The organism is Pseudomonas sp. MIL9, from assembly GCF_016887925.1.
Taxonomy (GTDB): Bacteria; Pseudomonadota; Gammaproteobacteria; order Pseudomonadales; family Pseudomonadaceae; genus Aquipseudomonas; species Aquipseudomonas mohnii.
This window is the reverse complement of sequence record NZ_JAFEHE010000025.1, coordinates 121,702-145,428: the sequence shown is the minus strand read 5'-3', so window position 1 is coordinate 145,428 and position 23,727 is coordinate 121,702. Positions and strand designations below refer to the sequence as shown.

Sequence of the window (23,727 nt, the reverse complement as noted above, 5' to 3'; positions counted from 1 at the left end):
TGGCGTACGGTTACCGGGATAGCGAATTCTTTTTCATGAAGATCAAGAGCGTCTTTCCCGGTAATCCGTGAAGAACCTTTTATTAACCTCGACCTCGGCATGCAGGAAGGTATCGGCGCGCTGGATGCCCAGGGCAATCACCATCCGGGACCGGGTGAGCCGAACGCGCGCTACCGCAAATACACCGCCACAGCGACATACCAGCAGCCGTTCAAGGTCTGGGGCGAGTCCTTCAATTTCACCAGCCTGATGACTGGCCAACGCAGTGAGGATGTGCTGTTCAGTCCGCAACGCACCAGTCTCGGCGGGCTGTCCTCCATTCGTGGCTACAAGGACCAATCGCTGTCCGGCGACAGCGGTGGGTACTGGCGCAACGACTTGCGCTGGACCCGCCCCGTCACCCTGGAATGGCTGCACCCGGTGTTCGCCGAGTACGGCACCAGCCTCGGTTATGACCAGGGAGTGATCAGCGCCAATCGCTACAACGGCGATCAGCACGGGCGCATGTCCAGCAACTCCGTGGAGCTGTTCGCCCGAGGTCAGCATGTGGCCGCCAGCGTGACCTTTGCCCACTCCCTTGAGCGCCCGGACGCCCTGACCGAGCGTGAAGCACCGATCTATTTCAGTGTGGATTTTTTCCTCTGATAACGACTTTTTGAGACCTCGACATGGATGTTCGCCACTTCGCTTTTCTTGCTCGCCAGCCATCTGCCGTGGTGAAAACCCGTGAACGCTTCTGCGGCATGCCCAAACGCGGGCTGGCGTTCCTGTTGGCCAACGTCATGTTCTGGCAACCGGTCTGGGCGCAAGCCGACGGCATCGTGGTCGCCACGCCCGGCACCACGCTGGATCATGCTGGCAACGGTGTGCAGATCATTAACATCGCCACCCCCAATGGCAGTGGCCTGTCCCATAACCAATTCGTTGAATACAACGTCAGTGCCCAGGGGCTGATTCTCAACAACGGCTCAACCCAGACGTCGGCCACGCAGTTGGGCGGCATCATCATCGACAACCCGCACCTGAAAAACAGTGGCTCGGCGCAGGCGATCCTCAACGAAGTCATTGGTGGCAGCCCCAGTCAGTTGCGCGGTTACACCGAAGTCGCGGGGCAGTCGGCACGCGTCATCGTTGCCAACCCCTATGGCATCACCTGCAACGGTTGCGGTTTCATCAACACCCCGCGGGTCACGCTGACCACCGGCAAACCGGTGCTCGATGGCGGTGGACGCCTGGACCGCTTCCAGGTCGATCAAGGCAGTGTGTCGATCGAGGGTGACGGCCTGAACGCCGACAACATCGACCGTTTCGAAATCATTACCCGCAGCGCGAAAATCAACGCCGAGATCCAGGCAAAGAACCTGACCATCGTCACCGGCCGCAACGACGTCAACGCCGACAGCCTCAACGCCACCGCCCGCGCGGAAGACGGCAGCGCCAAGCCACAACTGGCCATCGATTCCTCGGCACTGGGCGGCATGTATGCCGGGGCGATCAAGCTGGTGGGCACCGAGGCGGGTGTCGGGGTGAAGCTGGCCGGCAACCTGGCGGCCAGTGGCGGTGATATCCAGATCGACGCCAATGGTCACCTGAGCCTCGTGCAGACCTCGGCTGCCGGTGCAGTCAGTGTCAAAGCTGCCAGCCTGGAGACTCAGGGGGCGGTGTATGGCGGCAGCTCCGTCAACGTTCAAACTCAAGGCAACCTGACGATTCAGCAAACTGTTGCAGCCCGGGACAGCGTTGCCCTGAGCGCCGGTGGGCAGTTGACCAATAACGGCATCATTGAAGCCGGGGTCAATGCCGATAACAGCCGTAACGCCAATGGCGATGTCAGTCTGAGCGCGCAGACGCTCGACAACACCGGCAAAACGGTGGTGGCCAGCCGCAACCTGACGGTCAATACCGCGCAGACGTTGACCAACCAGGGCGGTACGTTGAGCGCCGCGCAAGCCGCAAACATGACCGCCGGAACTCTGGACAACCAGAACAACGGCCGGGTGTTGAGCAATGGCAGCCTCAACCTCACGGCCAATCAGGTGCTCAATGGCGGCGGTCTGATCACCAGTACCGGCCAACTCAGTGCAACCCTTGGCCACCTGAACAATCGCACTGGTGAATTATCGAGCCTGGCCACCGCGACGCTGCGCATGGCGACTCTGGATAACGTGGCGGGACTGGTGAACGCCGGTCAGGTTCTGAGCATCAACGCCACGGGGCTGGTGAACAACCAGAACGGCAAACTGACCAGCCTCGACAGCCTGAACGTCAACGCCGGTAAGGTCGATAACAGCAACAAGGGTCGGATCGCCAGCAACAAGGCCCTGACGGCCACCGTCAACAGCCTCGACCAACACGATGGCGGACAACTCACCAGTGGCACGTTGCTGACCCTGGATCTGAATCACGGCGAACTGAACAACCAGAACGGTTTAATCAACGCCCCGGTGCTGGTGCTGAAAAATCTCGCGCAGGTGGACAACCGCAGCGGCGAAATTTCCAGCGCCCAGGCTTTTACGCTGGCGGCCGACAGCCTGGACAACAGCAACGGCAAACTGGTCGGCAATCAGGCAGTGACCCTGCGCGTGCAGCAGGCGCTGACCAATCTCAAAGGTCTGATCGCTGCGGCCAACGTCGACGTACAGGCCGACAGCCTGAACAACAACGGCGGCACCCTTACCAGTCGGGCCGACGTCGCCCTTCAGGTTAACGGGCAGCTCGACAATCAGGACCAAGGACTGATCAACGCCGCCCACAACCTGAGCATCACCGCCGCCGGCTTGAATAACCAGAGCGGCGGCTCGTTGCTGGGCAGCGCGATAGCCATCGATTTCAGCGGTGCCATGGGCGATCTGAATAATGCCAAAGGCCTGATCACCACCACCGGCCAGTTGAGCATCCGCAACCTGCGGGACCTGAACAACCAGGGCGGCGAACTCTCCAGCAGTCAAAGTTATACGTTGACCGGGCGTAATCTGGACAATAGCGACGGCATGCTTTTCAGCCGTCAACAACTGGACGTCACCGCCGAGACCACCACCAACCTCAATGGCCTGATCTCTGGCTGGCAAGGCGTGAGCCTTTTGGGCGGCAGCCTCGACAACCGCAATCGCGGCACGTTATCGAGCCGTGACGGTGACGTGCTGGTAGATCTCACCGGCGCGGTGCGTAACGGCAATGAGGGGGCCTTGGTCAGTCACGGTACGCTGAAGGTCACGGCGGCCAGCCTCGACAACAGCGAAAAAGGCATTCTATCCAGTGGCGGTGCGCAAACCTTCGTCATTGCCGGGACACTGGATAACAGTCAGGGTGGCCTGATCGACAGCGGTGCCGGTCTGGGTATCCAGGCCACCTTCCTCAACAACGCCAATGCCACCATCAATGCTCAGGAAGGCATCAGTTTTACCGGTACGGACCTGAACAACGGCGCCGGCAGCCTGGCTGGCAATGGCGCGGTCACCCTTGATCTGCTCGGCACCTTGACCAATACCAACGGCCAATTGGCCAGTCTCGGCCCGCTGGTGATTACCCGCGCCAATCAGATCGACAACCAGGGCGGCAAGCTGGCCAGCCAGGGACTTCTGAACCTGTTGACCGGCGGCCTCGACAACCGCAATGGCGGTACTGTTGCAGCCAACAAACTGCTGACCCTCACTGCCAGTGGTACGGTGCAAAACAGTGCGAACGGTCTGATTTTCAGCCGCGACGCTGGCCTGACCTTGAATGCCGCCAGCCTCGACAACGCCAAAGGCAGCCTGCAAAGCCAGGGCGATCTGACAGTAAAAACCAGTGGTGCCATCGATAACCAGAGCGGGCGCATCGTCGCCAAGGACGGTAACCTCGACATCACCGCTGCCAGCCTCGACAGCCGCGGCGGCGTGCTCTCCAGCCTGCAAGGCGCCTTCAGCAGCCACATCACGGGTGTACTGCGCAACGGCTATGACCTGAACAACAATCGTCAGGGCGGGATCATTCAGGCCCAGAGCCTGGACCTCAAGGCACTGGCCGGCATCGACAACTACGGCGGGCGGATCACCGCGCAAACCGGTGATGCCATCGTCGATGCCGGCACCAACGGCAACTTCGACAACCGCAATGGGGGTCTCTACGCCAAGGGGTTGGTCAGCGTCACGGCTAAAGACTTCGACAACAGCGGCGACAACGACGGGCAGATTGCCGGGCAACAGGTCGATCTGAGCCTGCGCGGCGCATTGAACAACCGCCTGGGCATCATCGAAAGTGAAAGCACACTGACCATCACCGCTGCCAGCCTCGACAACCATAACGGTCAACTTCGCGCGCTGGGTAGCAATGGCAAAACCTCATTTACCATCGGCGGCCTGTTCGACAACCGCAACGGCACGGTGGAATCCGCCAACAACGACCTGACCCTCGGTGCTGGTGGTTTGTTGAACGTCGGCGGCAATGTGCTGCATGTCGGCACCGGCATTTTTGATATCGCCACCGGACTACTGGGCAGTGCCGGCGGCAACTTCGTCACTCGCGCTGGCCTGACCCTGACCGCTGACGGCTGGACCAACAGCAGCGTGATTCAGGCCGATCGGCTGACCGTCAACATCAACAGCCTCAACCAGACGGCCAGCGGTCAACTGCTGGCCGTCAGCACACTGACCGGTAACGGCGGTAACTGGAATAACGATGGCCTGATCGCGAGTGACGACAGCCTGAGCCTGACGCTCGGTGGCACGTACTCGGGCAATGGCCGGGTCAGCAGCCTGGGAACGTTTGGCCTTAGCGCTGCACAACTGAACGTCAGCGCGGCCGCCAGCATTGCCGGAGGGGGGGACACCACCGTGTCAGTGGGTGGCCAACTGAACAACGCCGGTCGCTTGACGTCTGCTGCCAACCTTACCGTGAACGCCGGCGGCCTCTATAACACGGGGACCCTGGGCAGTGGTCAAGGGTTGACTGTGACCACCGGGTCGGTGGTCAATGATCACGGGCTGATCTTCAGCGGCGGCAACATGAGCCTGCGGGTCAATGCGCTGAACAACAGCTACGCCAACATCTACAGCCTGGGCAATCTCACGATTGACCGTAACGGGCAAGGCGCCCGGGCCGACAGCATCGTCAACAGTTCGGCGTCGATTCAAAGCGACGGCAGCATGAGCCTGGCGGCGAGTACGATCCAAAACATCCGCGCAGTGCTGACCACCAGCAACCAGGGCATCTACACCGCCAAAATTGACGAAATCACCTGTATCGAAGGGGTCAATGCCGGTGATTGCAGCGGCAAGCAAAACCATGTCTGGGAGATCGTGCAGCGCGACAAATTCGAAGTCACTGAGGCCAGTGCCGCGTCCAGCATCACGGCGGGCGGGAACCTTGCCCTGAGCGGTGGTGACCTGCTGAACCAGAGCAGCACCATTGCCACCGGCGGCAATCTGAGTGCCTCGCTGGTCAACCTCACCAACAGCGGCATCGAGACCGGCGAAACCGAGACCACCCGGGTGTTTCGCTCCGAACGCACCCGCAACGCCAGCGGATGGTACAGCGCGGCCAGTAATTTCACCGACAAGTACTGGTTCGAAAGCGCGGGCTATAACCCCAACGACGTGGGTGGTCTTGAGGCCGGATTGGCCAACTTTATCGGCATGACCGAAATGGAGTATCCGAACTTAGGCAGCTCCACGAAAATCGCCTCCAGCGACCAAAGCTACGCCGCCGTGATCCAGGCTGCGGGCGCGGTCAACATCAACGCCCAGAACAATATCGATAACAGTGTCGTACGCCCTGGCTACACCTATGTGGGCAGTGGTCCGCGCACCGGCACCGGTGCTTCGGGCAGCCAGTTCTCCACCCGCATCACCCTGAACCAACAACTGCCGCCCGACCTGGCTCAACAGCAGGTCAACCCGGTCAGCCTGCCCGGCTTCAGCCTGCCCACCAGCCAGAACGGCCTGTTCCGTCTGAGCCAGGAAAGCAGCACCACCCCGACCGGCACCGGCCCACAAAGCTGGACCCTCACCGGCGTCACCGTCACCTCGTCCACCAGTACACCGGTCACGATCAACCGCGTGAAAGGCCTGCCGAGCAACGCCGGAAAGTCCCAGCCGCACAAGTACCTGATCGAAACCAACCCGGTGCTCACCGACCTCAAGCAATTCATGAGCTCGGACTACCTGCTGTCCAACCTGGGTTACGACCCCGATCAAAGCGCCAAACGCCTGGGTGACGGTCTTTATGAACAACGCCTGATCCAGCAAGCCGTGGTTGCCCGTACCGGCCAGCGCTTCATCGATGGCCAGACCTCCGACGAGGGCCTGTTCAAGTACCTGATGAACAACGCCATCGCCAGCAAACAGGAGCTCAACCTGTCGCTCGGCGTCAGCCTGACCTCCGAACAAGTTGCGGCCCTGACCCACGACATTGTCTGGATGGAAAACGCCGAAGTGAACGGCGAACAAGTGCTGGTGCCGGTGTTGTACCTGGCCAACGCCAACAACCGCCTGGCCGCCAACGGCGCGCTGATCCAGGGCAGCGACGTGACCCTGATCGCCGGCAAGGATCTGAACAACGCCGGCACCTTGCGCGCCTCCAACAACCTGTCGGCCACCGCCGGCAACGACCTGGTCAACAGCGGCCTTGTCGAAGCCGGCAATCGCCTCGACCTGCTGGCGGGCAACAACCTCACCAACAAGGCCGGCGGCATCATCGCCGGTCGTGACGTATCGGTGACCGCCACCCGGGGCGATGTGATCAACGAGCGCACCGTCACCACCCACGAAAGCAGCAGTGGTTATCGCAGCGAGCGCACCGACTTCGTCGACAACGCCGCGCGCATCGAAGCGGCCAACAGCCTGACGATCAACGCCGGGCGGGACATCAACAACGTCGGCGGCGTAGTGAAGAGCGGTGCTGATACCACGATTACTGCCGGTCGCGACGTCAACCTCACATCAGCCGAACGGATCGTCAGCGGCGAGCGCGGGCGGCATCGGGATCAGACCATTACCCAATATGGCTCAGACGTGGATGTGGGGCAGGACCTGAAGGTCAATGCCGGCCGGGATATCACCGCCATCGCCAGCCAGATCGAGGCCAAACGCGATGTGAGCATGAGCGCTGTTGGCGATCTGACACTGGCTTCGGCGGCGGATGAGCAGCATTCGTATGACAAGACCAAGAAGGTGACGAGTCAGGAGGATCACGTCCGTCAGGTGTCTACGACTGTCACTGCGGGGGGCAACGTTGCCTTGAGTGCGGGTCAGGATCTTGAGGTCACAGCCAGTCGGGTGAACGCAGGCAATGAGGCGTATGTATACGCAGGCAATGAGCTGAGTCTGAACACGGCGGAAAACAGTGATTACTCCTACTACTCGAAAACCAAGAAAGGCTCGTGGGGTAAGAAAAAGTCGACGATGACCGAAAGCGGCAATGAAGAAGCCGTTTCGTCGGTTATTCAAGCTGAAGGAAAAACCACTTTAGTCGCGGTCAATGACATCAATATCACGGGCTCGACCGTGAACAGTGACAAGGGTGCCCTAGAGGTTCTTGCTGGCAACGATGTCAATCTGAATGCCGCACAGAACAGTCAGTTCAGTGCGTCCGCGAAGTCCAAGTCGGGCGGTTTTGGTCTGTCCAGCACCAGCAAGATGAGCAGTGACTCCTCCAGCAGCACGTCATTGACGGGGTCGACGCTCAGCGGAAACACCACGCTGGTTCAGGCGGGTAACAACCTGGTGGTGTCCGCCAGTAACGTGGTGTCGACCGAAGAGACCAACCTACAGGCACGTAATGACATTCGCATCGAAAGCGATGTCGAGCACTTCAGCGCGCAGCATAGCCAATCGACCAAGAAATCGGGCTTGATCAGTTCCGGCGGGATTGGTGTCACCTTGGGGTCGTCCAAGAACACCTATAAGCAGGACACCGAGAGCCAGACCCAGAAGGCCAGCACGGTCGGCAGTGTGCTGGGTAATGTGAATATCACCGCCGGTAAGGACCTTACAGTCAAGGCCTCGGATGTGGTCGCTGGTAAGGACATTAGTCTGATCGGGAAAAATGTCAGGATCATCGACGCCGCGAGTGACAGCTCTACCCGGACTAGCCAGGAGAGCAAAAAAAGTGGCCTGACACTTGCCTTGTCGGGTGTGGTGGGAGAAGCCGTCAACACTGCGGTGCAAACCGCCCAGGAAGCCAAGCACGAAGATGACACTCGTCTTGCCGCGCTCCAGGGAATCAAGGCTGGTTTGTCTGGGTATCAGGCTTGGCAGGGCGCTCAGGCATTAGAGTCTGGCGCGAAGGAAGGTAGTTTTGTGGGTATTGCCTTGTCTCTGGGGGCGCAAAAATCCAGCTCCAAGCAGGTCCAGGAGCAAAGTGTCAGCCAGGGAAGCAGTTTAACTGCAGGAAATGATCTGCATGTCATTGCTACCGGTAATGGACAACCGGGCGCTGCAACGGGCGACATCTCGGTCATTGGCAGTAAGCTGCAGGCGGGGCACGACGTAGTGCTGTCGGCTGCTCGCGACATTGATATGCGTGCGGGGGCCAATACGCAAAAGCTGGATGGTTCCAATAAGAGCGGTGGTGGGGCTGTCGGTGTCAGTTTGGGGGTGGGCTCCAGCGGAGCAGGCCTGAGTATCTTTGCCAACGCCAATAGTGGTACCGGCAAGGAAAAGGGTAATGGAACCGTATGGACGGAAACTACCGTCAATGCGGGCAATCAACTGACCCTGAATAGCGGTCGGGATACCACCTTGGAAGGTGCGCAAGCCTCGGCGCAAAAAGTGGTTGCTGATATCGGTCGCAACCTGACTATGAGCAGTCTGCGAGACAGTGACCGTTTTGACTCCAAGCAGGCCAATGTCAGCGGTGGCGCTAGCTTCACCATCGGCAGCATGACGGGTAGTGGTTCGCTCAGCGTCAGCCAGGACAAGATCAAGTCTAACTTCAATAGCGTGCAAGAACAGACGGGCCTGTTTGCTGGCAAGGATGGTTATCAGGTCACCGTAGGCGAGCATACCCAGCTCAATGGCAGCGTGATCGGAAGTACTGCCAGCGCCGATAAGAACAAGCTGAACACAGGTACTCTGGGTTGGACGGACATAGGTAATAAAGCCGACTTCAGTAGCCAGCATCAAAGTGTCAGTGGAGGTACTGGTGGGGATGCGGGCTCGATGTTCATGGGCAACATGGGCAGCATGCTGCTGGTAGGGGCAAACAACAACGGGCATGACAGCAGTACCACCTATTCGGCTGTTTCGAACGGTGAAATCACCATTCGCGACAAAGATCAGCAACAGCAAGATGTGGCATCGCTGAGCCGTGACGTCGAACACGCCAACAATGCTTTGAGTCCGATTTTCGACAAGGAGAAAGAACAGAACCGCCTGCGCCAGGCGCAGCTGATTGGTGATATCGGCAATCAGGCGATGGACATCATTCGTACTCAAGGGACGATTGAAGCCGCGAAGGCGCAGAAGGATCCCCTGGCGGTCGAGGATGCCCGCCAAAAGCTGATTAAGGAGGGGAACACCGATCCAAGTAAGGAGCAGATAGCTACCCAGATCACCAATACAGTCATGCAGCAGTATGGCACCGGTAGCGATCTGCAAAGGGCTGCACAGGCTGTGACTGCTGCGATTCAAGGATTGGCGGGCGGGAATATCGGCCAGGCCATAGCGGGAGCATCGGCGCCTTATTTGGCCGGTGTCATCAAGGACAGTACAGGCGACAACCTTGAAGCCAGGATCATGGCTCATGCCTTGCTCGGGGCGGTGTTGGCTAAATCCCAGCAGAACTCCGCTTTAGCTGGAGCGGCAGGGGCAAGCATTGGCGAGCTGGTTGCTAGTCAGCTCTATCCGGGCAAGACCAGCGATCAACTGACTGAGGCTGAAAAGCAGAAGGTTTCGGCGCTTTCGACCTTGGCCGGTGGTTTGGCGGGCGGGCTTGTTGGTGGAAGTTCAGCAGATGCTATCGCTGGCGCGCAAGCAAGTAAAAACGCGGTAGAGAATAATTATCTTAGTGTTGAAGAGGCAAGCGTAAAGAAAGCTCTAACGCTTAAGGAGCGTGAGGGCACGATTACGCCCGAAGAAGCACAGAAGTTAGCAGATACAAAAAAACTAGATAAGGATAGGGATGCGGCTATTCAAGCGGCGTGTACCGCTGGAAATAAAGCGGGTGCGGAGTGTGGTCGTTTAGTTGCAATGGCCAAGCAAGCGCTTGTAGAGTACGGCGACTCTGTAAGCTACTCGTTGCTCTATAAAGATATATACCCTGAAGACTCCGCGAATGTTGAGGCTGTTCTGCAAGGCTTGGATTCGGAAAGTATAACTAGAGATGCTGCTATAACGGCAATAGTGAAAGAGTCAGGATTGTCGAGAGATGAAATTGAAAGTCGTTATGATCTCGTAATGTCACTCCAGGCTGCAACGGCGGCCCTAGCGGGGCTTTATGGGATTAGGTCTCTATCTGCGGCGGCACCATCGACTTCAAAAGGTGCAAAAGATGTGGTGCCTGACCTCGATACGCTTCGTGCAACGCACACGGCAGAGATTGATAGCGTCAGCACGTTCAAGACGTATGGCGTTGATCGAAGAACTGCTGATAGCTATTTGTCCACATTCCAAGGACAGCAGCTTTTAAGAGAGCTTGGCGCCGCTGACCCAACCGCCGACATAAGCAAAATATATGCACGGGCAGTAGACCAGTTGGGGTCTGGATCAGGTACACCGAAACTGCTAACGACAAATTCACCGTTGGTTAAAATTGTTCCTCAAGGGCAGACGGTTTCCCCATATTCGCCATTTTTCACGACAGCGGCTGATCTAAATGCGGCTTCAAAATCTGGGTATAGCCTTGCTGATTATTTTGGTTTACCTGTAAGGAGTGAGGCGCAGTTGTATGATATCTATCAGATTTCTCCAAGTGGTCCGGCGACCGTCTTTGTGAGCAAAGTTGCTCCAACGACTGAGCTCGGAGGGTTGGTGTCAAGACCTGGCGGCGCGATACAATATGTTGTGCCAAATCGTGCCTCGTGGTCACTGCCTACGCACATAGGAACAATTGGAAATTAAAGGAGACTGAAAATGGATCAAGTACTCTTAGCCAAGAGCGCAGAGAAATTGGAGCAACTTCTTGCTCAATATTCGTCTGTTGATGCCGAGGTCAGAGATTTGTCTGATGCACTGTCAAAATTGATCAGCGATGCTTGTACAGGGAAAATTGTGGCTCCTATTGAATGGCGGGACGTTCCAGGGGCATATAATTTTACCGAGGGTGGTCTACGGAAATATGATGATCTTGAAACGGCTTATGCCGAGTTTAAAGTAGAAATAAGCGGAGGCGAGAGTCCCGTGCTAAGACGTCTTCGTTTGAATGCGGCTACCAAGCCGTAAGGTCCGCTTGTTGGGATGGTGGAGAGCATCTCAAGTGGTCTCCTGCCAGCAAGCCGATCCTTGGATTTGAGAGCCATCGCCTGACCTTCATTCGTCCCCGAAAAGCGCCTGGCCATGGCGGTGACGTGGACAAATCTGAACAGCCGATCACTCTCGTCTACAGAGAGTCGTTGATTACGTACAGATCTGACTCTCAAGGTTTTAATGGCAATGATTTGGTCGCGGTCAAACGGGCTCATCACGCCAAGGTCGCAGAGTGACGTGATTCTCTTGGACGTGAACCCGCTTTCGATCAGTTCGTGGACGTCCAGATTGGAAGAGTCGCAGGGGATGCCAAGTAGCAGTTTCAGCCGAGTCCGGTAGAAGCGGTAAGTATCTTTGGGCATGACTTAAGCAAACATGGCTCCACCTTCCGCCCCGGTACGTGCTGCAGAACAGCATCCGGCAAATTTCTGGGAGTGTGAAATCAGTTTGTCGTTGACGGCATGTGTCACACCCATCTGTCATTGTTCGTTTCGATGGCGAGCGGGGTACGCCCAGCTAACGAGTTCTTACCCCGCGAGCTCGCGTCGACTGAATATCATCACGAAGCTCGTCGCATTAATTTCAAAAAAGTCGCATTTATTTCCAAATCCTACAGCCGCCACCGACCAGCGCCGGGCCTGAAGCCGAGTGGTGCGGTTGTCGGAAGGGGCGCTGCGGCCAATGACTCAACGGGACGCAACTGGTGACTGACTGAATCGCCGCCACTTCCAGTGCTTCGCACTCGGCCAGGGGCGGCAACAGCCCTGGCAGGCGACTCGCCAGAAGCGTCTTGCCCGTTCCCGGAGGTCCGCTGAACAGCAAGTTATGCGCGCCGGCTGCAGCAATCAGCAACGCCCGTTTGGCGGCTTGCTGGCCCTGCACTTCGTTCAGGTCGGGGTAGGGTTTGCTGGCGTGGATCAATCCATCGGAGGCATAGGGTTCTACCGGCGTGTGTCCATTGAAATGCGCCACGGCCTGCAGCAGATGATCCACCGCAATCACCTTCAACCCCGACGCCAGGCACGCCTCCTCGGCATTCGCGCTCGGCACCATCAACGAACGCCCGGCCTTGCGCGCGGCCAGCAGGAATGGGGACGGATTTATTTGTTTGGCCGATGCGCTGGTCAGGAAATAAATCCCTTTTTTTGGAGATACCCAAGTCTATTAGGTAACTGAGAAGGGTTATATGGCCTTTTATATAGAGATGGATAAGGTTGCAGAAACTGAAGAGTATGTTGAATACACCTTTGGCCGGAACTTGGATGTTGGATTGATTCGGATGGATAAAGATGGTGAGTCTATTCGTGTGCTGAAAGAGTGTCCTCTGGATAAAAATGGAGCGTGGTCAAAAAGAGCCGCAACGAAGTTAGTGCGTCTTTGGCGGGAAGGTCATTTTTCTGATAAAACGGAGTGGGCTTCCTGAAGAAATAGAAATGGAAAATGGACGCCGTTAACCGGCCTTCAGTCAAGGCTAAGGTACGACTCGTGAGAGGGAAGGTAGAAGCGGGTTTATTTTATTTGGCATAGCAGGAAAACAAATCGTTCCACTTCGCTTTTTCACCGGGCATACATTTAATATGGATATCTAGAAGTGAAAAGAATCCCACTGCCAATACTAATCCTGATTTTCACATTGTCAGGCTGCGATTCCAACGTCAGGGATTCGTCCCCCAGTCTGCTGAGAGACGGTATCCAACTGCACCAAAACACGGTAGCTGTCGATGCGCAGCACGCCAAGGTCATCATGAAAGCGTCGGGCTACACATTTCCAGTAGAGTTTTCGGTCCGCCGTGCGGCAGATACTGACCAGAGAATGGAAGTACTAGGGACTGTGGTGGATTCCGGCCAGGGCAAGGTGTTCGGCTGGATCGCCAAACTCAACGAAGTGGCCAATAGCGCCACTGTTAAACGCTTTCCGCAGTTGGAAGTACAGGCCGATGCCGATAAGCCTTTTGAGGTATCGGGATATTCGAATGGCAGGGGCGCCGGCGGCAATTATCGTTGCGGCCCATTGAAGAGCACTTTCACGCCAGAACGAAGCAAGGTCTATTTGGTGGAGTTCCAGTTTATTGGTCAGGGCTGTGAGCAGCATGTTTACGATGTGACACTGCCTCAGCAGCGTGTTCCCGTGACGAGTGCACCTGCTGTGTGAAAAAGATTATCCATTGCTCATGACACAAGACGGGCGACCCAAAAGGTCGCCCGTTTTCATTTATCCCGCAACCTGCGCCCGCAGCCGCCGACCAATTACATCCATCAAATCACAACCATCACGCAACGGAATGACCAGCAGTTTGGAAAAGTCCGACAGCACCACCGTGTCGCAACCAATCTCGGCGCGATAGGCAATATTTTCCAACACCTGCGTGACCGTGCGAATGCGGTAATCCGCCATGGCTTGCAGGACATCGAGTGGCGCTTGGGTATCAATAAGCAGTGCAGCCGGGATCAAGTCGATTCCGGTAAGGGGCATGTATCTATCCATAGGTGAATCCTCGTTTAGTTTGCTGAGACCGCCAGCAGATCGTCGCCAAACGAAATGGGGTGGCAGTTGTACGCAGGTTGGCGAACCGGAAACGAGTAACCGGCAGACCCGAAGGTCTCCCGCGCACAACTGCCATAAAAAGCAGTTTTGCGGATGCGGAGGCGCCTGCAAATAAGCAGACAGCTCTCGCACTCGTTAGTCAGGTCGCCAAACCCGGTCGCCATGAGGACGACGCGGCGGACTATAAGCTTCATCGTTCCAACGTTGCAAGGTGCCTGATTCCGAGGTTGGCGTAGGACCTTTACTGTGCGCAGCGTTGAGTGCATTTGCTGGGCTGGCGTAATCGATATCGCAATCTTTAGCGTTGCCTTGGCCAGCGTTTCATCGATGGCCAGACCTCCGACGAGGGCCTGTTCAAGTACCTGATGAACAACGCGATCGCCAGCAAACAGGAGCTCAACCTGTCGCTCGGCGTCAGCCTGACCTCCGAACAAGTCGCGGCCCTGACCCACGACATTGTCTGGATGGAAAACGCCGAAGTGAACGGCGAACAAGTGCTGGTGCCGGTGCTGTACCTGGCCAACGCCAACAACCGCCTGGCCGCCAACGGCGCGCTGATCCAGGGCAGCGACGTGACCCTGATCGCCGGCAAGGATCTGAACAACGCCGGCACCTTGCGCGCCTCCAACAACCTGTCGGCCACCGCCGGCAACGACCTGGTCAACAGCGGGCTTGTCGAAGCGGGCAATCGCCTCGACCTGCTGGCCGGCAACAACCTCACCAACAAGGCCGGCGGCATCATCGCCGGTCGTGACGTATCGGTGGCCGCCACCCGGGGCGATGTGATCAACGAGCGCACCGTCACCACCCACGAAAGCAGCAGTGGTTACACCAAAGGCGTGTTTGACGATGGTTCTGCAGCTAAAGTCGCCATTCACGCCGTGGTGGGTGGGCTGCTTTCAGAGATAACAGGCAGTGATTTTGCAACCGGTGCCTTGGCGGCGGGTGCGAATGAAGCGCTCATCGTAGACCTGAATAAGCTGGTTGGGGGGAACACTGACCTGCTCTCCATGGCGTCGCAGATCGTTGGAGTGCTAGCGGCGTCAACGCAAGGGGATGCTGATGCGGACACTTTGCAAACCGGGGCGTGGGTTGCCAACAATGCGACGCTGTACAACTTTCAGAGCCATTTTGATGAGTTTCAGGAGAAGTACGAAGCTTGCTCAAAGGATTCGAGCGGAACTGGATGTTCAACGATATTAAAGATGGGGGGGGAGCGGTCTCAGAATCTCGGCAACGTTGTTCTTAATACCGATGCTGATTCAAATGCGGTTAGCTACACGTTGTTGGATGGGGCGGGTAAACCATGGATGATCATGGAACCAACGGAGTACAACGCCTATGTGGCGCTTCCTACGGAGACGCAGGAGGCCTTTAGGTACTCAACTCAGTGGCAGCTTGATTTGTCCTCAACGCTTCTTTATGCAAATAAGGGGCAAGGTACCAAGGCTGTAGAAAGCTACGGTATGATGTTGGGCGAGCCTGAGTATTGGGGAGAAATGGCAATCGGCCTAATGCTCTCGGCGGCAGGTGGGGCGGGAGCGCTCAGAGGTGTTGGTGGAGCAGGTGCAAAAGGGGGTGTGGTAAAAGCTGTCGACGGCGCACTTCCCAATGCTGGGGAAGCGGTGATTGATCCTAACAAGCTGACATCCTATGCATTGAATCCACAGCATCCGGTAGGTGGAGATAAGGCAAGGGTCTTTGAATCAGCACTAGGTTACAACCAGTCCAACGCTGATCAGCTAATTGGGGGAATTCAGCAAGGCGTGTTGACCAATCCAGCGGTAATGGGAAAAGTAGACCAGTTCGGGCAACGATTCACAGTGGACATGCCGATCACGGGGCCAAACGGGAATACCGTTATGGTCAGAACCGGTTGGGTGCTTGATCCTGGGGCAACCGTACCTAGACTTGCAACTGCATATGTGAAGTGAGGAGTGTGATGATGTTTTCACTTTTTGATGTGGTTGCGTTAATACAAGACGTGCCAGACGAAGGATTGTGTGCGGGGATGATTGGGGCCGTGATTGAGGTTTATACCGAACCTGTTGTAGCGTATGAGGTTGAGTTTTGCGATGCCTTGGGGCGAACTATTGGACAGCTCGCGCTACTACCGGAGCAATTGCGATTTGCTACTGACGCAGAAATCCAGGCGCGTCCCGCGCAGAGCTAAGAAGCCAGGTCGTGCTGGGTATCGAGTCCGCCCCGCCTCGGCGGGGTAATGAAAGAGCGTGCAAAGTTTCCCCGCCCTCGGGCCTCTTTTTCACGCGTTTTCCTATCACGGCGATCTTGAAGGCTGGAGAAAAGATATCGAAGCCGGTGCAGAAGGCATCGGTTTGCTGCTGACCCGAATCGAAGGTGATCAATTTATTATTCCGATGGCTGCTCGATCCCTCTGTCAGATTGCAAGATAGTGTTTGTTTGAGCACGGACTAAAAAGGGGACGGATTTATTTGTTTAGCTAGAAAATAAATCTGTCCCCTTTTTTTGGAAGGTCCACTAGGCAGCAAACCCCGACCACCTGGAGCGTCGACGCCGGCAGGATTGGCGCAGGTGGAGAAGGGAAAAAGGGGACAGATTTATTTTTTCCATTTTTTCTTCTTTGCTACGCTGAAAGCCTCCATGGAAGGAGGAGTCAGACTTGCCCAGAATGGGACGTGTTGTATTACCAAGCTATCCGCACCACGTTGAAATACAAAACGCCCGATGCGATGCATCGGGCGTTGGGGTGAAACAGGTGTAAATCTATTTCAGGACTAGACAGGTTAGAAAAATAAATCTGTCCCCTTTTTCCTGAAGTATGAGCAGGGTTTGATTCGCGGCGCCGAGTTGCTGAAAAAAGCTGGATATGAAGGATTTTAAATGGCTAAGAAGGTAAAGCTGGGCGACATTTTGCAGGTGTTAACCTCGTAAAAAGGGGACGGATTTATTTGTTTAGCTAGAAAATAAATCTGTCCCCTTTTTTCGAGGTCTTGATCGTGATGAGTATCCACCTGCAATGTTCCAATAAGGTGGCCAAGGGGCCTCTGTAAGACATATCAACCCTAGCGACAATCGTGGGGCTGGTGCTTGTATTGGTGCTCAATGTAGAGGGTTGCCAAACGGAGCGAAGGTTCGAATAGACGTGGTGGATTAGAATATGGCTAGTTTGGATAAATTGTTATCGAACGCAAGTTCATCTTTGAGCGAGCATGAGCCGGAAATGTTAGGGCAATCGCGCAGATTGGCAGGCACTTTAGCTGATCAACTTTTGGGAATGCTGTGTCAGCGTAATGGTTTTTATGCTCTAGAAAGTGCTTTGCATGTATTTCCAACACACTCTAGTCAGAACGAAATTGGTATTTGTGATTGGAACGAGAGTGCTCTGTGGCGCAGTGACTACAAAGGCCTGGCCGATGGTTGCCTTTTTTTTGCTGAAGATGTTTTTGGTGGGCAGTTCTGCATTAAAGATAGCAAGGTCTATACCTTTGACCCAGAAACAGGCTCGTTAGAGTACTTGGCTGATGATATTGAAAGCTGGGTGCAAATGCTCCTCAGTGATTATGAGGTACTTACGGGCTATCCGTTAGCGCATCAATGGCAAAAGCAGAACGGTCAGCTTCCTGCCGGGAAGCGTTTGTTACCTAAGGTGCCGTTCGTACTGGGTGGTGAATTTGTGCTGGATAATTTGTACTTGGCTGATGCTGTAGAGGGGATGAGATTTAGAGCTGATATAGCCATTCAAATTAAAGAGCTGCCGGACGGTGCCCGGATTAGATTAAATATTGACAGCTAATTTTTGATAACGGGTAACAGATTTATATAAAATCATACTCGATCTGACACCGGCCTCGTGCCGGTGTTGTTTTATCTGCTTACTGCAAAACCTCCCGTCCTTCGCTGCTCGCTTTGGTCGTGGCCTGAGCGATCAAGGCATCAAGCATCTGCGCAACGAATTTCTGTTGGCTCTTAGGTAGCTGGTCGATGGCTTCCAGTTGCTGTTGCCATTTCGGAGCGGGGCCACGTTTACGCACAGTGGTTTCCTGCTGCTGACCAAACAGCTCTTCGAGTGTGGTCGAAAGGAGCCGGGCCAGCTCTGGCAACGCCGCTACCTGGATACGCCGCTTGCCGGACTCATAAGTGGAAAAAGGGGACAGATTTATTTTTTCCATTTTTTCTTCTTTGCTACGCTGAAAGCTTCCATGGAAGGAGGAGTCAGACATGCCCAGAATGGGACGTGTTGTATTACCAAACTATCCGCACCACGTTGAAAAACAAAACGCCCGATGCGATGCTTCGGGCGTTGGGGTGAAACAGGTGTAAACCTATTTCAGGACTAGACAGGTTAGAAAAATAAATCTGTCCCCTTTTTCGTCGCTTTTTCGTCCTGTCCCCTTTTTCGTCCCCTTTTTCGTCCTTTTTCGTCGCGTCCCCTTTTTCGTCCAGAGCAGATCAAGCTATGCCAAGGTTGTCATTCGCCATCCGAGTTTTGTTCGCCTTTTGTCTTTTGATCGCTACCGCCAATCACATCCGAGCAGATTTTCAGCATGGGTTGTTCTGGGACTACGGCTATGGGGATAGCGCCTACTGGGCTAGCCGTGTTTTCTGGGGGGCGCTGACTTTTTTTGACCCGCTGGCGGTAGTGCTCCTTTTCATAAAACCAAGGATGGGAATAATCCTCACAGCAGCAATTATTTTGGCTGACGTGGCCCATAACACCTATTACGTCGCACTGAAACAGCAGTGGCTGGAGCCGTTCTATCTGTCGCAAGTGGCGTTTCTTATTGCGGTGTTTCTACTCTCACCTATCGTCTGGAGACGCACCATTCGCCGCGTAGCACTAGCCAACACGATTCGATGGTGAAGCACTCCAATGGCGGGGTAGAAGCTCCCCCGATTTCACTTGCCCGCTGGGCGGTAAAAAGGGGCCGGATTTATTTGTTTTGCCATTTACTCAACGCCCGCTGTCCGAGAAATGTACGACGCTGTACAGGCCGTGTACGCCACGGTTCTTGCGGTGTACAGTTGAGCGCAATTCCCAGGTAAAGGCGCCAGCCAAGATGTCGCAGACAGGAAAGGTGAAACCCAAGGCTCAGGATGCAGGATGGCGGGGTTCGGTCGATGGCTGGCTGGACGCTGCCTACGACGCGTTGAAGGAGTCCGGTGTCGATGCGGTGCGGGTGATGCCGCTGGCCAAGCGCCTGAATTTGTCGCGCACCAGCTTCTATTGGTTCTACGAAGATCGCGAGCAATTGCTGGCGGCACTGCTGGCCCGTTGGCGGGACAAGAACAGTGGCGGCCTGATCGGGCAGTGCGAAAGTTACGCCGAGAGCATTTGCGAGGCGATCCTCAACGTCTTCGAGTGCTGGTTGAACCCCGAACTGTTCGACTCGCAATTTGAATTCGCCGTGCGCAGCTGGGCGCTGCAATCGGCGGAGGTCACCGCAGAAATTGCCTTGGCCGATGAGGCGCGCATCAATGCCCTGACCGCGATGTTCCGCCGGTTTGGCTACGAAGCCGAGGCCGCCGACGCGAGGGCCCGGACGATCTACCTGACGCAGATCGGCTACATCTCGATGAAAACCAATGAGGACATCGTGGTGCGTTTTCGCCGCATCCCCCAATACGTCACCGTGTTTACCGGCAAGGCACCGAAGCGGCGTGAACTGGATCGTTTCTTCGGCAAGTTCGGTTACGCGGAAAAAGAACCCGGCGTGTTCGGTCCGCTGGTTGAAACCTTCGAGGAGCCGACAGCCGATGAACAATAAAACCCTGGGCATTATTGGCGGCACCGGCTGGCTGGGCCGCGCGATCGCCGAGGCGCTGCTCGACAGCGGTTTCATCGAACCTGCCCGGTTGCTGGTTTCCAACCGCTCGGGCCGCAGCACGTTGCGAGCGGATGTGCGGGTGCTGGCCGACAACCAACAGTTGGTGGCGCTCAGCGATGTGCTGGTGCTGTCGATTCGTCCGGAGCAGTTTCGTGAACTGCGGATAGACGCCAGGGGCAAACAGGTGATTTCCCTGATGGCCGGGATCCCGGCCGCCGTCATCAGCGCCGCCACCGGTGCGCAGACGGTGGTGCGGGCCATGCCGAACGCGGCCGTGGAGATCAGGCAGTCGTACACCCCGTGGTACAGCACCGGCGCGCTTGGCGACAGGGATCGTCAGTGGCTGCAGCAGTTGTTCGAATGCGTGGGCGCGGCGGATGAAGTGCCGAACGAAGACTGCATTGATTACCTCAGCGCGCTGTCCGGCACCGGGCCGGCGTTCCCCGCTTTGCTGCACCAGGCGCTGGCCAGTCAGGCGGTGGCGGCGGGTATTCCCCAGGACATTGCCCAACGTGCCGCCCGAGGCGTGGTGGTCGGGGGCGGGCAGATGCTTGCCAGTCGTGATCCGGGGCAAATGATCGACGCACTGATGGCTTACCGGGGCGTGACGGCGGCGGCCTTGCAGTCGATGACCGAGCAGGGCATCGATGCCATCGTCGGGCGGGCCTTGCAGGCCGGTGCGGAGGTTGCGCGGCGGGGGATGTAGGGAATTCCGATAACGGGTCTGTGGCGAGGGCGCAGGCTCCCTCGCCACAAGTGAATCGCAGGATCAGAGATCCTTCACCAGCCGCAACGCATCGTAGATCGCCGCGTGGGTGTTGCGCGCGGCCACGGCGTCACCAATCCGGAACAGCTGGAATGGCCCCTGGGGGTTGGTGACGATGTTTTGCGCCTTGCCGGCGATGAGGTCGTGCTGTTCCACCGCGCCGCCGTTGCTCGAAAGCGGGCGAAGCTCGAAGTACAGATCGTCCAGGGGCAGGGTGCCGTGGTTGACCACCACCTGATCGACGATGCGCTGCTTGTGCACCTGGCCGTAATCGCTGCCGAAGGTCGCGAGCAGGCGCCCATCGCGTTTCTCGACCGTCTCGACGCGGTAGGTCACGGTGAAGGTGACGTCCAGATCCTGCAAGCTGCGCATGTAGGGCACCAGGTTCATGGCCATGACTTCCGGCGCGAACGAGCGGTCAGGCGTCACGATCTCCACGGTCGCGCCGCTTTTGGCGATGACTTCGGCCGCCTGCAACGCGGCATGGTCACCGGCGTCGTCGAAGATCAACACATGGCGACCGGGCTTGATGTCACCGGAAATGATGTCCCAGGTCGACACCACCAGCTCGTTGCCTTGGGTCAGTACCTCGGTGTGGGGCAGGCCGCCGGTGGCGACAATCACCACATCCGGCTCGTGGGCCAATACCGTGTCGGCTTCGGCCCAGGTGTTGAAGTGGAACTTGACCCCCAGGCGCTCACATTGGGCCATGCGCCAGTCGATGATGCCGATCATCTCGCGACGCCGCTCATTGAGGGCCGTCAGGCGGATTTGCCCACCGGGTTGATCGGCGGCCTCCAGCACTGTCACTTCATGCCCTCGCTCACCCGCGACCCGCGCCGCTTCCAGACCCGCTGGGCCGCTGCCGATCACCAGGACTTTGCGCTTGACCGCTGCCTTGGGAATCTCGTGGGGCATGGTGGTTTCCCGGCCGGTCGCCGGGTTGTGGATGCAATAGGCCGCGCCGCCCTGATAGATGCGATCCAGGCAGTAGTTGGCGCCGACGCAAGGGCGAATGTCTTCCTCACGTTTTTCGATGATCTTGCGCACGATGTGCGGGTCGGTCATGTGCGCACGGGTCATGCCCACCATGTCGACCTTGCCCGAGGCAATCGCGTAGCGCGCGGTGGCCACGTCCGGAATCTTCGCGGCGTGGAAGGTCGGGAAACCGGTGGCCGAGCGAATTTCCCCGGCGAAGTCCAGGTGCGGTGAATTGCGCATGCCCTGGATCGGGATGACATCGGTCAAACCGGCGTCGGTGTCGATGTGGCCGCGCACCACATTGAGGAAGTCCACCAGCCCGCTGTCCTTGAGCAGGTGCGAAACCTGCAGGCCTTCGCTGGCATTGAAGCCTCCCGGCAGTTGCTCGTCGCCGGTGTAGCGCACGCCGAGCAGGAACTCTTCGCCCACCCGCTGGCGAATGCCCCGCAGGATGTCGAAGGTAAAACGCATGCGGTTTTCCAGCGAACCGCCATAAGGGCCGTCGAGTTCGTTGGTCAGCGGTGACCAGAACTGGTCCATCAAATGCCCGTAGGCCTGCAGTTCCAGGCCATCCATGCCGGCCGCCTTCATGCGTTCGGCCGCGTCCACGTAGTCCTTGATGATCCGCTCGATGTCCCAGTCTTCCATTTTTTTCGGGAAGGAGCGGTGCGCCGCTTCGCGGTGGTGCGAGGGCGACACCACGGGCAGCCAGTCGGCCTTGTCCCAGCGGGTGCGCCGGCCCAGGTGGGTCAACTGGATCATCACCGCCGCGCCGTGTTCATGGCATTCGTCGGTCAGGTCCTTGAGCCATCCGACCACTTCGTCCTTGTAGGCCAGCACGTTGTTGAACACCGGCGGACTGTCGCGCGAGACCGCTGCGGAGCCGGCGGTCATGGTCAAGGCGACACCGGCCCTGGCACGTTCGACGTGATAGGCGCGATACAGGTCCTTGGGCATGCCGTCCACCGGATAGGCCGGTTCGTGGGAGGTGGTGATGATGCGGTTTCTGAGGGTCAGGTGCTTGATCGTGTACGGCTGCAGCAAGGGATCGCTGGACATGGTGGTGCGCTCCAAAGTGGGCTTCATCAGGCTCGGCGACTTGAAATTAGGATAACTGTACATGTGTGTCAATGCTTCATGACACATGTGTACATTTTGCTTGCGCGGGATAAAAGTCGTGGATAAGATCGGCCCACAAGGAGAAGGGATCGGTCAAACCGACCTGCCGCGCAAGGCTGCATTTTTCACGACCGTAAGGCCGTTCAAATTAAGACAAACCTGCCAATGACAACCAAAACAGGAAGACGCTTGATGAACGCTCATTCGCCGTATCGAAAAACAATCTGTGCCGGATTGATCAGTGTTGCGCTCGCCGCCGGCGCTGCGCTGGCGCAAGCCGCGGAACCTGCGCCGGTGCGTATTGGCTGGGTCAACTGGTCGGACACCGAGATCACCGTCAAGCTGGCCACCACGGCCCTGGAGGACCATCTCAAGCAGCCGGTGAAACTGGTCATGGCCGACATCGGCATCCAGTTCCAGGCGTTGGCCAACGGCAATATCGACCTGATCCCGATGGTCTGGCTGCCGAGCACCCACAAGGCCTTCTACGACAAGTACAAGGACAGGCTCGAAGACCTCGGCGTGCTTTACGAAGGGCGAATCGGCATGGCCGTGCCCACCTCGATACCGGTCAGCGAGGTGGCAAGCGTGGAGGATCTGAACAAGCCCGAAGTCAGGGCGAAATTCGACGGCAAGATCCTCACCTCAGAGGTGGGCAATGGCCAATACAAGCTCACCGTCAAAGCCATCGACGAATACAAGCTCGACGGCTACAAGCTGGTGGCGTCCTCGGAAACCGGCATGCTCAACGAGCTGGACCGCAACCTCAAGCGTGACAAATGGTCGTTGGTCAATGCCTGGAGCCCGCACTGGATGTTCTCCAAGTGGTCGCTGCGCTACCTCGATGACCCCAAGCAGATCTTTGGTGGCGCCGAACAGATCCACGCCATGGCCCGCAAGGGTTTCAGCCAGGAGTATCCCGAGGTGGCGTACTTCTTCGCCCACTACTCGATTCCCCGGGCCGACCTGGAAGCGCTGATGATGCAGTCGCGGCAGAGTTCTTCCGACAAGGTCGTTGCCGACTACTACGCCGCCAACAAACTGCGCTTCGAAGCGATGTTCGAGGGCAGCGAGCAGCGGGTCAGCAGTCGGCAGCCTTGATGGCGCTTTCACCGCCACGCCGGCTTC

Annotated in this window: 14 protein-coding genes and 3 pseudogenes; 13 read left to right on the top strand and 4 right to left on the bottom strand. The window is 57.1% G+C overall.

The window, feature by feature from the left end; translation table 11 throughout:
• Positions 1-78: 78 nt before the first annotated feature.
• The 3 genes and pseudogenes from JQF37_RS25055 to JQF37_RS25045 all read left to right on the top strand — a co-directional run.
• A pseudogene (locus JQF37_RS25055) lies at positions 79-645 on the top strand (ShlB/FhaC/HecB family hemolysin secretion/activation protein); the annotation flags it as partial.
• Positions 646-668: 23 nt separating this feature from the next.
• Positions 669-11,036, top strand: a complete 10,368-nt coding sequence (locus tag JQF37_RS25050; RefSeq protein ID WP_130209053.1) for a hemagglutinin repeat-containing protein — start codon at positions 669-671, stop codon at positions 11,034-11,036.
• Between the two features lie 12 nt (positions 11,037-11,048).
• Positions 11,049-11,357: a hypothetical protein gene (locus JQF37_RS25045; RefSeq protein ID WP_130209051.1), complete on the top strand. Its 309-nt coding sequence runs from the start codon at positions 11,049-11,051 to the stop codon at positions 11,355-11,357.
• Positions 11,358-11,996: 639 nt separating this feature from the next.
• Here the strand turns inward: JQF37_RS25045 and JQF37_RS25040 are convergent.
• Positions 11,997-12,464: pseudogene (locus JQF37_RS25040) on the bottom strand (ATP-binding protein); the annotation flags it as partial.
• A 103-nt stretch (positions 12,465-12,567) separates the two neighbouring features.
• Here JQF37_RS25040 and JQF37_RS25035 point away from each other — a divergent pair.
• Together JQF37_RS25035 and JQF37_RS25030 are read left to right on the top strand one after the other, a co-directional pair.
• Complete coding sequence (locus JQF37_RS25035) at positions 12,568-12,804, top strand: hypothetical protein (protein ID WP_130209050.1); 237 nt, start codon at positions 12,568-12,570, stop codon at positions 12,802-12,804.
• 168 nt (positions 12,805-12,972) lie between these two features.
• Entirely contained in the window at positions 12,973-13,533 is a 561-nt protein-coding gene (locus JQF37_RS25030) for a hypothetical protein (protein WP_130209048.1), read from the top strand.
• Positions 13,534-13,593: 60 nt separating this feature from the next.
• Here the strand turns inward: JQF37_RS25030 and JQF37_RS25025 are convergent, their stop codons facing one another.
• A complete protein-coding gene (locus tag JQF37_RS25025) occupies positions 13,594-13,866 on the bottom strand; it encodes a hypothetical protein (RefSeq protein WP_130209046.1) in 273 nt (90 codons plus the stop codon).
• Between the two features lie 371 nt (positions 13,867-14,237).
• Between JQF37_RS25025 and JQF37_RS31535 the strand changes: the two are divergent.
• The 4 genes and pseudogenes from JQF37_RS31535 to JQF37_RS25005 form a co-directional block, all read left to right on the top strand.
• Positions 14,238-15,860, top strand: a pseudogene (locus tag JQF37_RS31535) (DUF6883 domain-containing protein); the annotation flags it as partial.
• Between the two features lie 11 nt (positions 15,861-15,871).
• On the top strand, positions 15,872-16,099 hold the full coding sequence (locus JQF37_RS25015; protein WP_223272693.1) for a DUF4926 domain-containing protein: 228 nt from the start codon (positions 15,872-15,874) through the stop codon (positions 16,097-16,099).
• 58 nt (positions 16,100-16,157) lie between these two features.
• On the top strand, positions 16,158-16,340 hold the full coding sequence (locus tag JQF37_RS25010; RefSeq protein ID WP_204149779.1) for a hypothetical protein: 183 nt from the start codon (positions 16,158-16,160) through the stop codon (positions 16,338-16,340).
• A 725-nt stretch (positions 16,341-17,065) separates the two neighbouring features.
• Positions 17,066-17,701, top strand: a complete 636-nt coding sequence (locus JQF37_RS25005; protein WP_223272692.1) for a DUF2625 family protein — start codon at positions 17,066-17,068, stop codon at positions 17,699-17,701.
• A 79-nt stretch (positions 17,702-17,780) separates the two neighbouring features.
• Here JQF37_RS25005 and JQF37_RS25000 read toward each other — a convergent pair whose 3' ends face one another.
• Complete coding sequence (locus JQF37_RS25000) at positions 17,781-18,128, bottom strand: transcriptional regulator (protein WP_130209042.1); 348 nt, start codon at positions 18,126-18,128, stop codon at positions 17,781-17,783.
• A 236-nt stretch (positions 18,129-18,364) separates the two neighbouring features.
• On the opposite strand from JQF37_RS25000, the gene JQF37_RS24995 reads away from it, so the two are divergent.
• The 3 genes from JQF37_RS24995 to JQF37_RS24985 all read left to right on the top strand — a co-directional run bounded on the left by JQF37_RS24995 (position 18,365) and on the right by JQF37_RS24985 (position 20,439).
• Positions 18,365-18,769, top strand: coding sequence for a hypothetical protein (locus JQF37_RS24995; protein ID WP_130209040.1), 405 nt, complete (start codon positions 18,365-18,367; stop codon positions 18,767-18,769).
• 196 nt (positions 18,770-18,965) lie between these two features.
• Complete coding sequence (locus JQF37_RS24990) at positions 18,966-19,673, top strand: TetR/AcrR family transcriptional regulator (RefSeq protein ID WP_130209038.1); 708 nt, start codon at positions 18,966-18,968, stop codon at positions 19,671-19,673.
• A complete protein-coding gene (locus JQF37_RS24985) occupies positions 19,663-20,439 on the top strand; it encodes a pyrroline-5-carboxylate reductase dimerization domain-containing protein (protein ID WP_130209036.1) in 777 nt (258 codons plus the stop codon). Before JQF37_RS24990 ends, JQF37_RS24985 begins: the two co-directional genes overlap by 11 nt.
• Before the next feature lie 63 nt (positions 20,440-20,502).
• Here the strand turns inward: JQF37_RS24985 and JQF37_RS24980 are convergent, their stop codons facing one another.
• On the bottom strand, positions 20,503-22,539 hold the full coding sequence (locus JQF37_RS24980) for an NADH:flavin oxidoreductase (protein WP_130209034.1): 2,037 nt from the start codon (positions 22,537-22,539) through the stop codon (positions 20,503-20,505).
• A 252-nt stretch (positions 22,540-22,791) separates the two neighbouring features.
• Here JQF37_RS24980 and JQF37_RS24975 point away from each other — a divergent pair, with 252 nt between their 5' ends.
• A complete protein-coding gene (locus tag JQF37_RS24975; RefSeq protein WP_130209032.1) occupies positions 22,792-23,700 on the top strand; it encodes a glycine betaine ABC transporter substrate-binding protein in 909 nt (302 codons plus the stop codon).
• Positions 23,701-23,727 lie beyond the last annotated feature (27 nt).

Excerpts from the sequence above, each read along its gene's own strand:
- JQF37_RS25015 (WP_223272693.1), top strand. The coding sequence starts at position 15,872 with ATGTTTTCACTTTTTGATGTGGTTGCGTTAATACAAGACGTGCCAGAC.
- JQF37_RS25050 (WP_130209053.1), top strand. The coding sequence starts at position 669 with ATGGATGTTCGCCACTTCGCTTTTCTTGCTCGCCAGCCATCTGCCGTG.
- JQF37_RS25035 (WP_130209050.1), top strand. The coding sequence starts at position 12,568 with ATGGCCTTTTATATAGAGATGGATAAGGTTGCAGAAACTGAAGAGTAT.
- JQF37_RS25025 (WP_130209046.1), bottom strand. The coding sequence starts at position 13,866 with ATGGATAGATACATGCCCCTTACCGGAATCGACTTGATCCCGGCTGCA.
- JQF37_RS24995 (WP_130209040.1), top strand. The coding sequence starts at position 18,365 with ATGCCAAGGTTGTCATTCGCCATCCGAGTTTTGTTCGCCTTTTGTCTT.
- JQF37_RS24990 (WP_130209038.1), top strand. The coding sequence starts at position 18,966 with ATGTCGCAGACAGGAAAGGTGAAACCCAAGGCTCAGGATGCAGGATGG.
- JQF37_RS25005 (WP_223272692.1), top strand. The coding sequence starts at position 17,066 with ATGGCTAGTTTGGATAAATTGTTATCGAACGCAAGTTCATCTTTGAGC.
- JQF37_RS24980 (WP_130209034.1), bottom strand. The coding sequence starts at position 22,539 with ATGTCCAGCGATCCCTTGCTGCAGCCGTACACGATCAAGCACCTGACC.
- JQF37_RS25045 (WP_130209051.1), top strand. The coding sequence starts at position 11,049 with ATGGATCAAGTACTCTTAGCCAAGAGCGCAGAGAAATTGGAGCAACTT.
- JQF37_RS25000 (WP_130209042.1), bottom strand. The coding sequence starts at position 18,128 with ATGTCTGACTCCTCCTTCCATGGAAGCTTTCAGCGTAGCAAAGAAGAA.
- JQF37_RS24975 (WP_130209032.1), top strand. The coding sequence starts at position 22,792 with ATGAACGCTCATTCGCCGTATCGAAAAACAATCTGTGCCGGATTGATC.
- JQF37_RS24985 (WP_130209036.1), top strand. The coding sequence starts at position 19,663 with ATGAACAATAAAACCCTGGGCATTATTGGCGGCACCGGCTGGCTGGGC.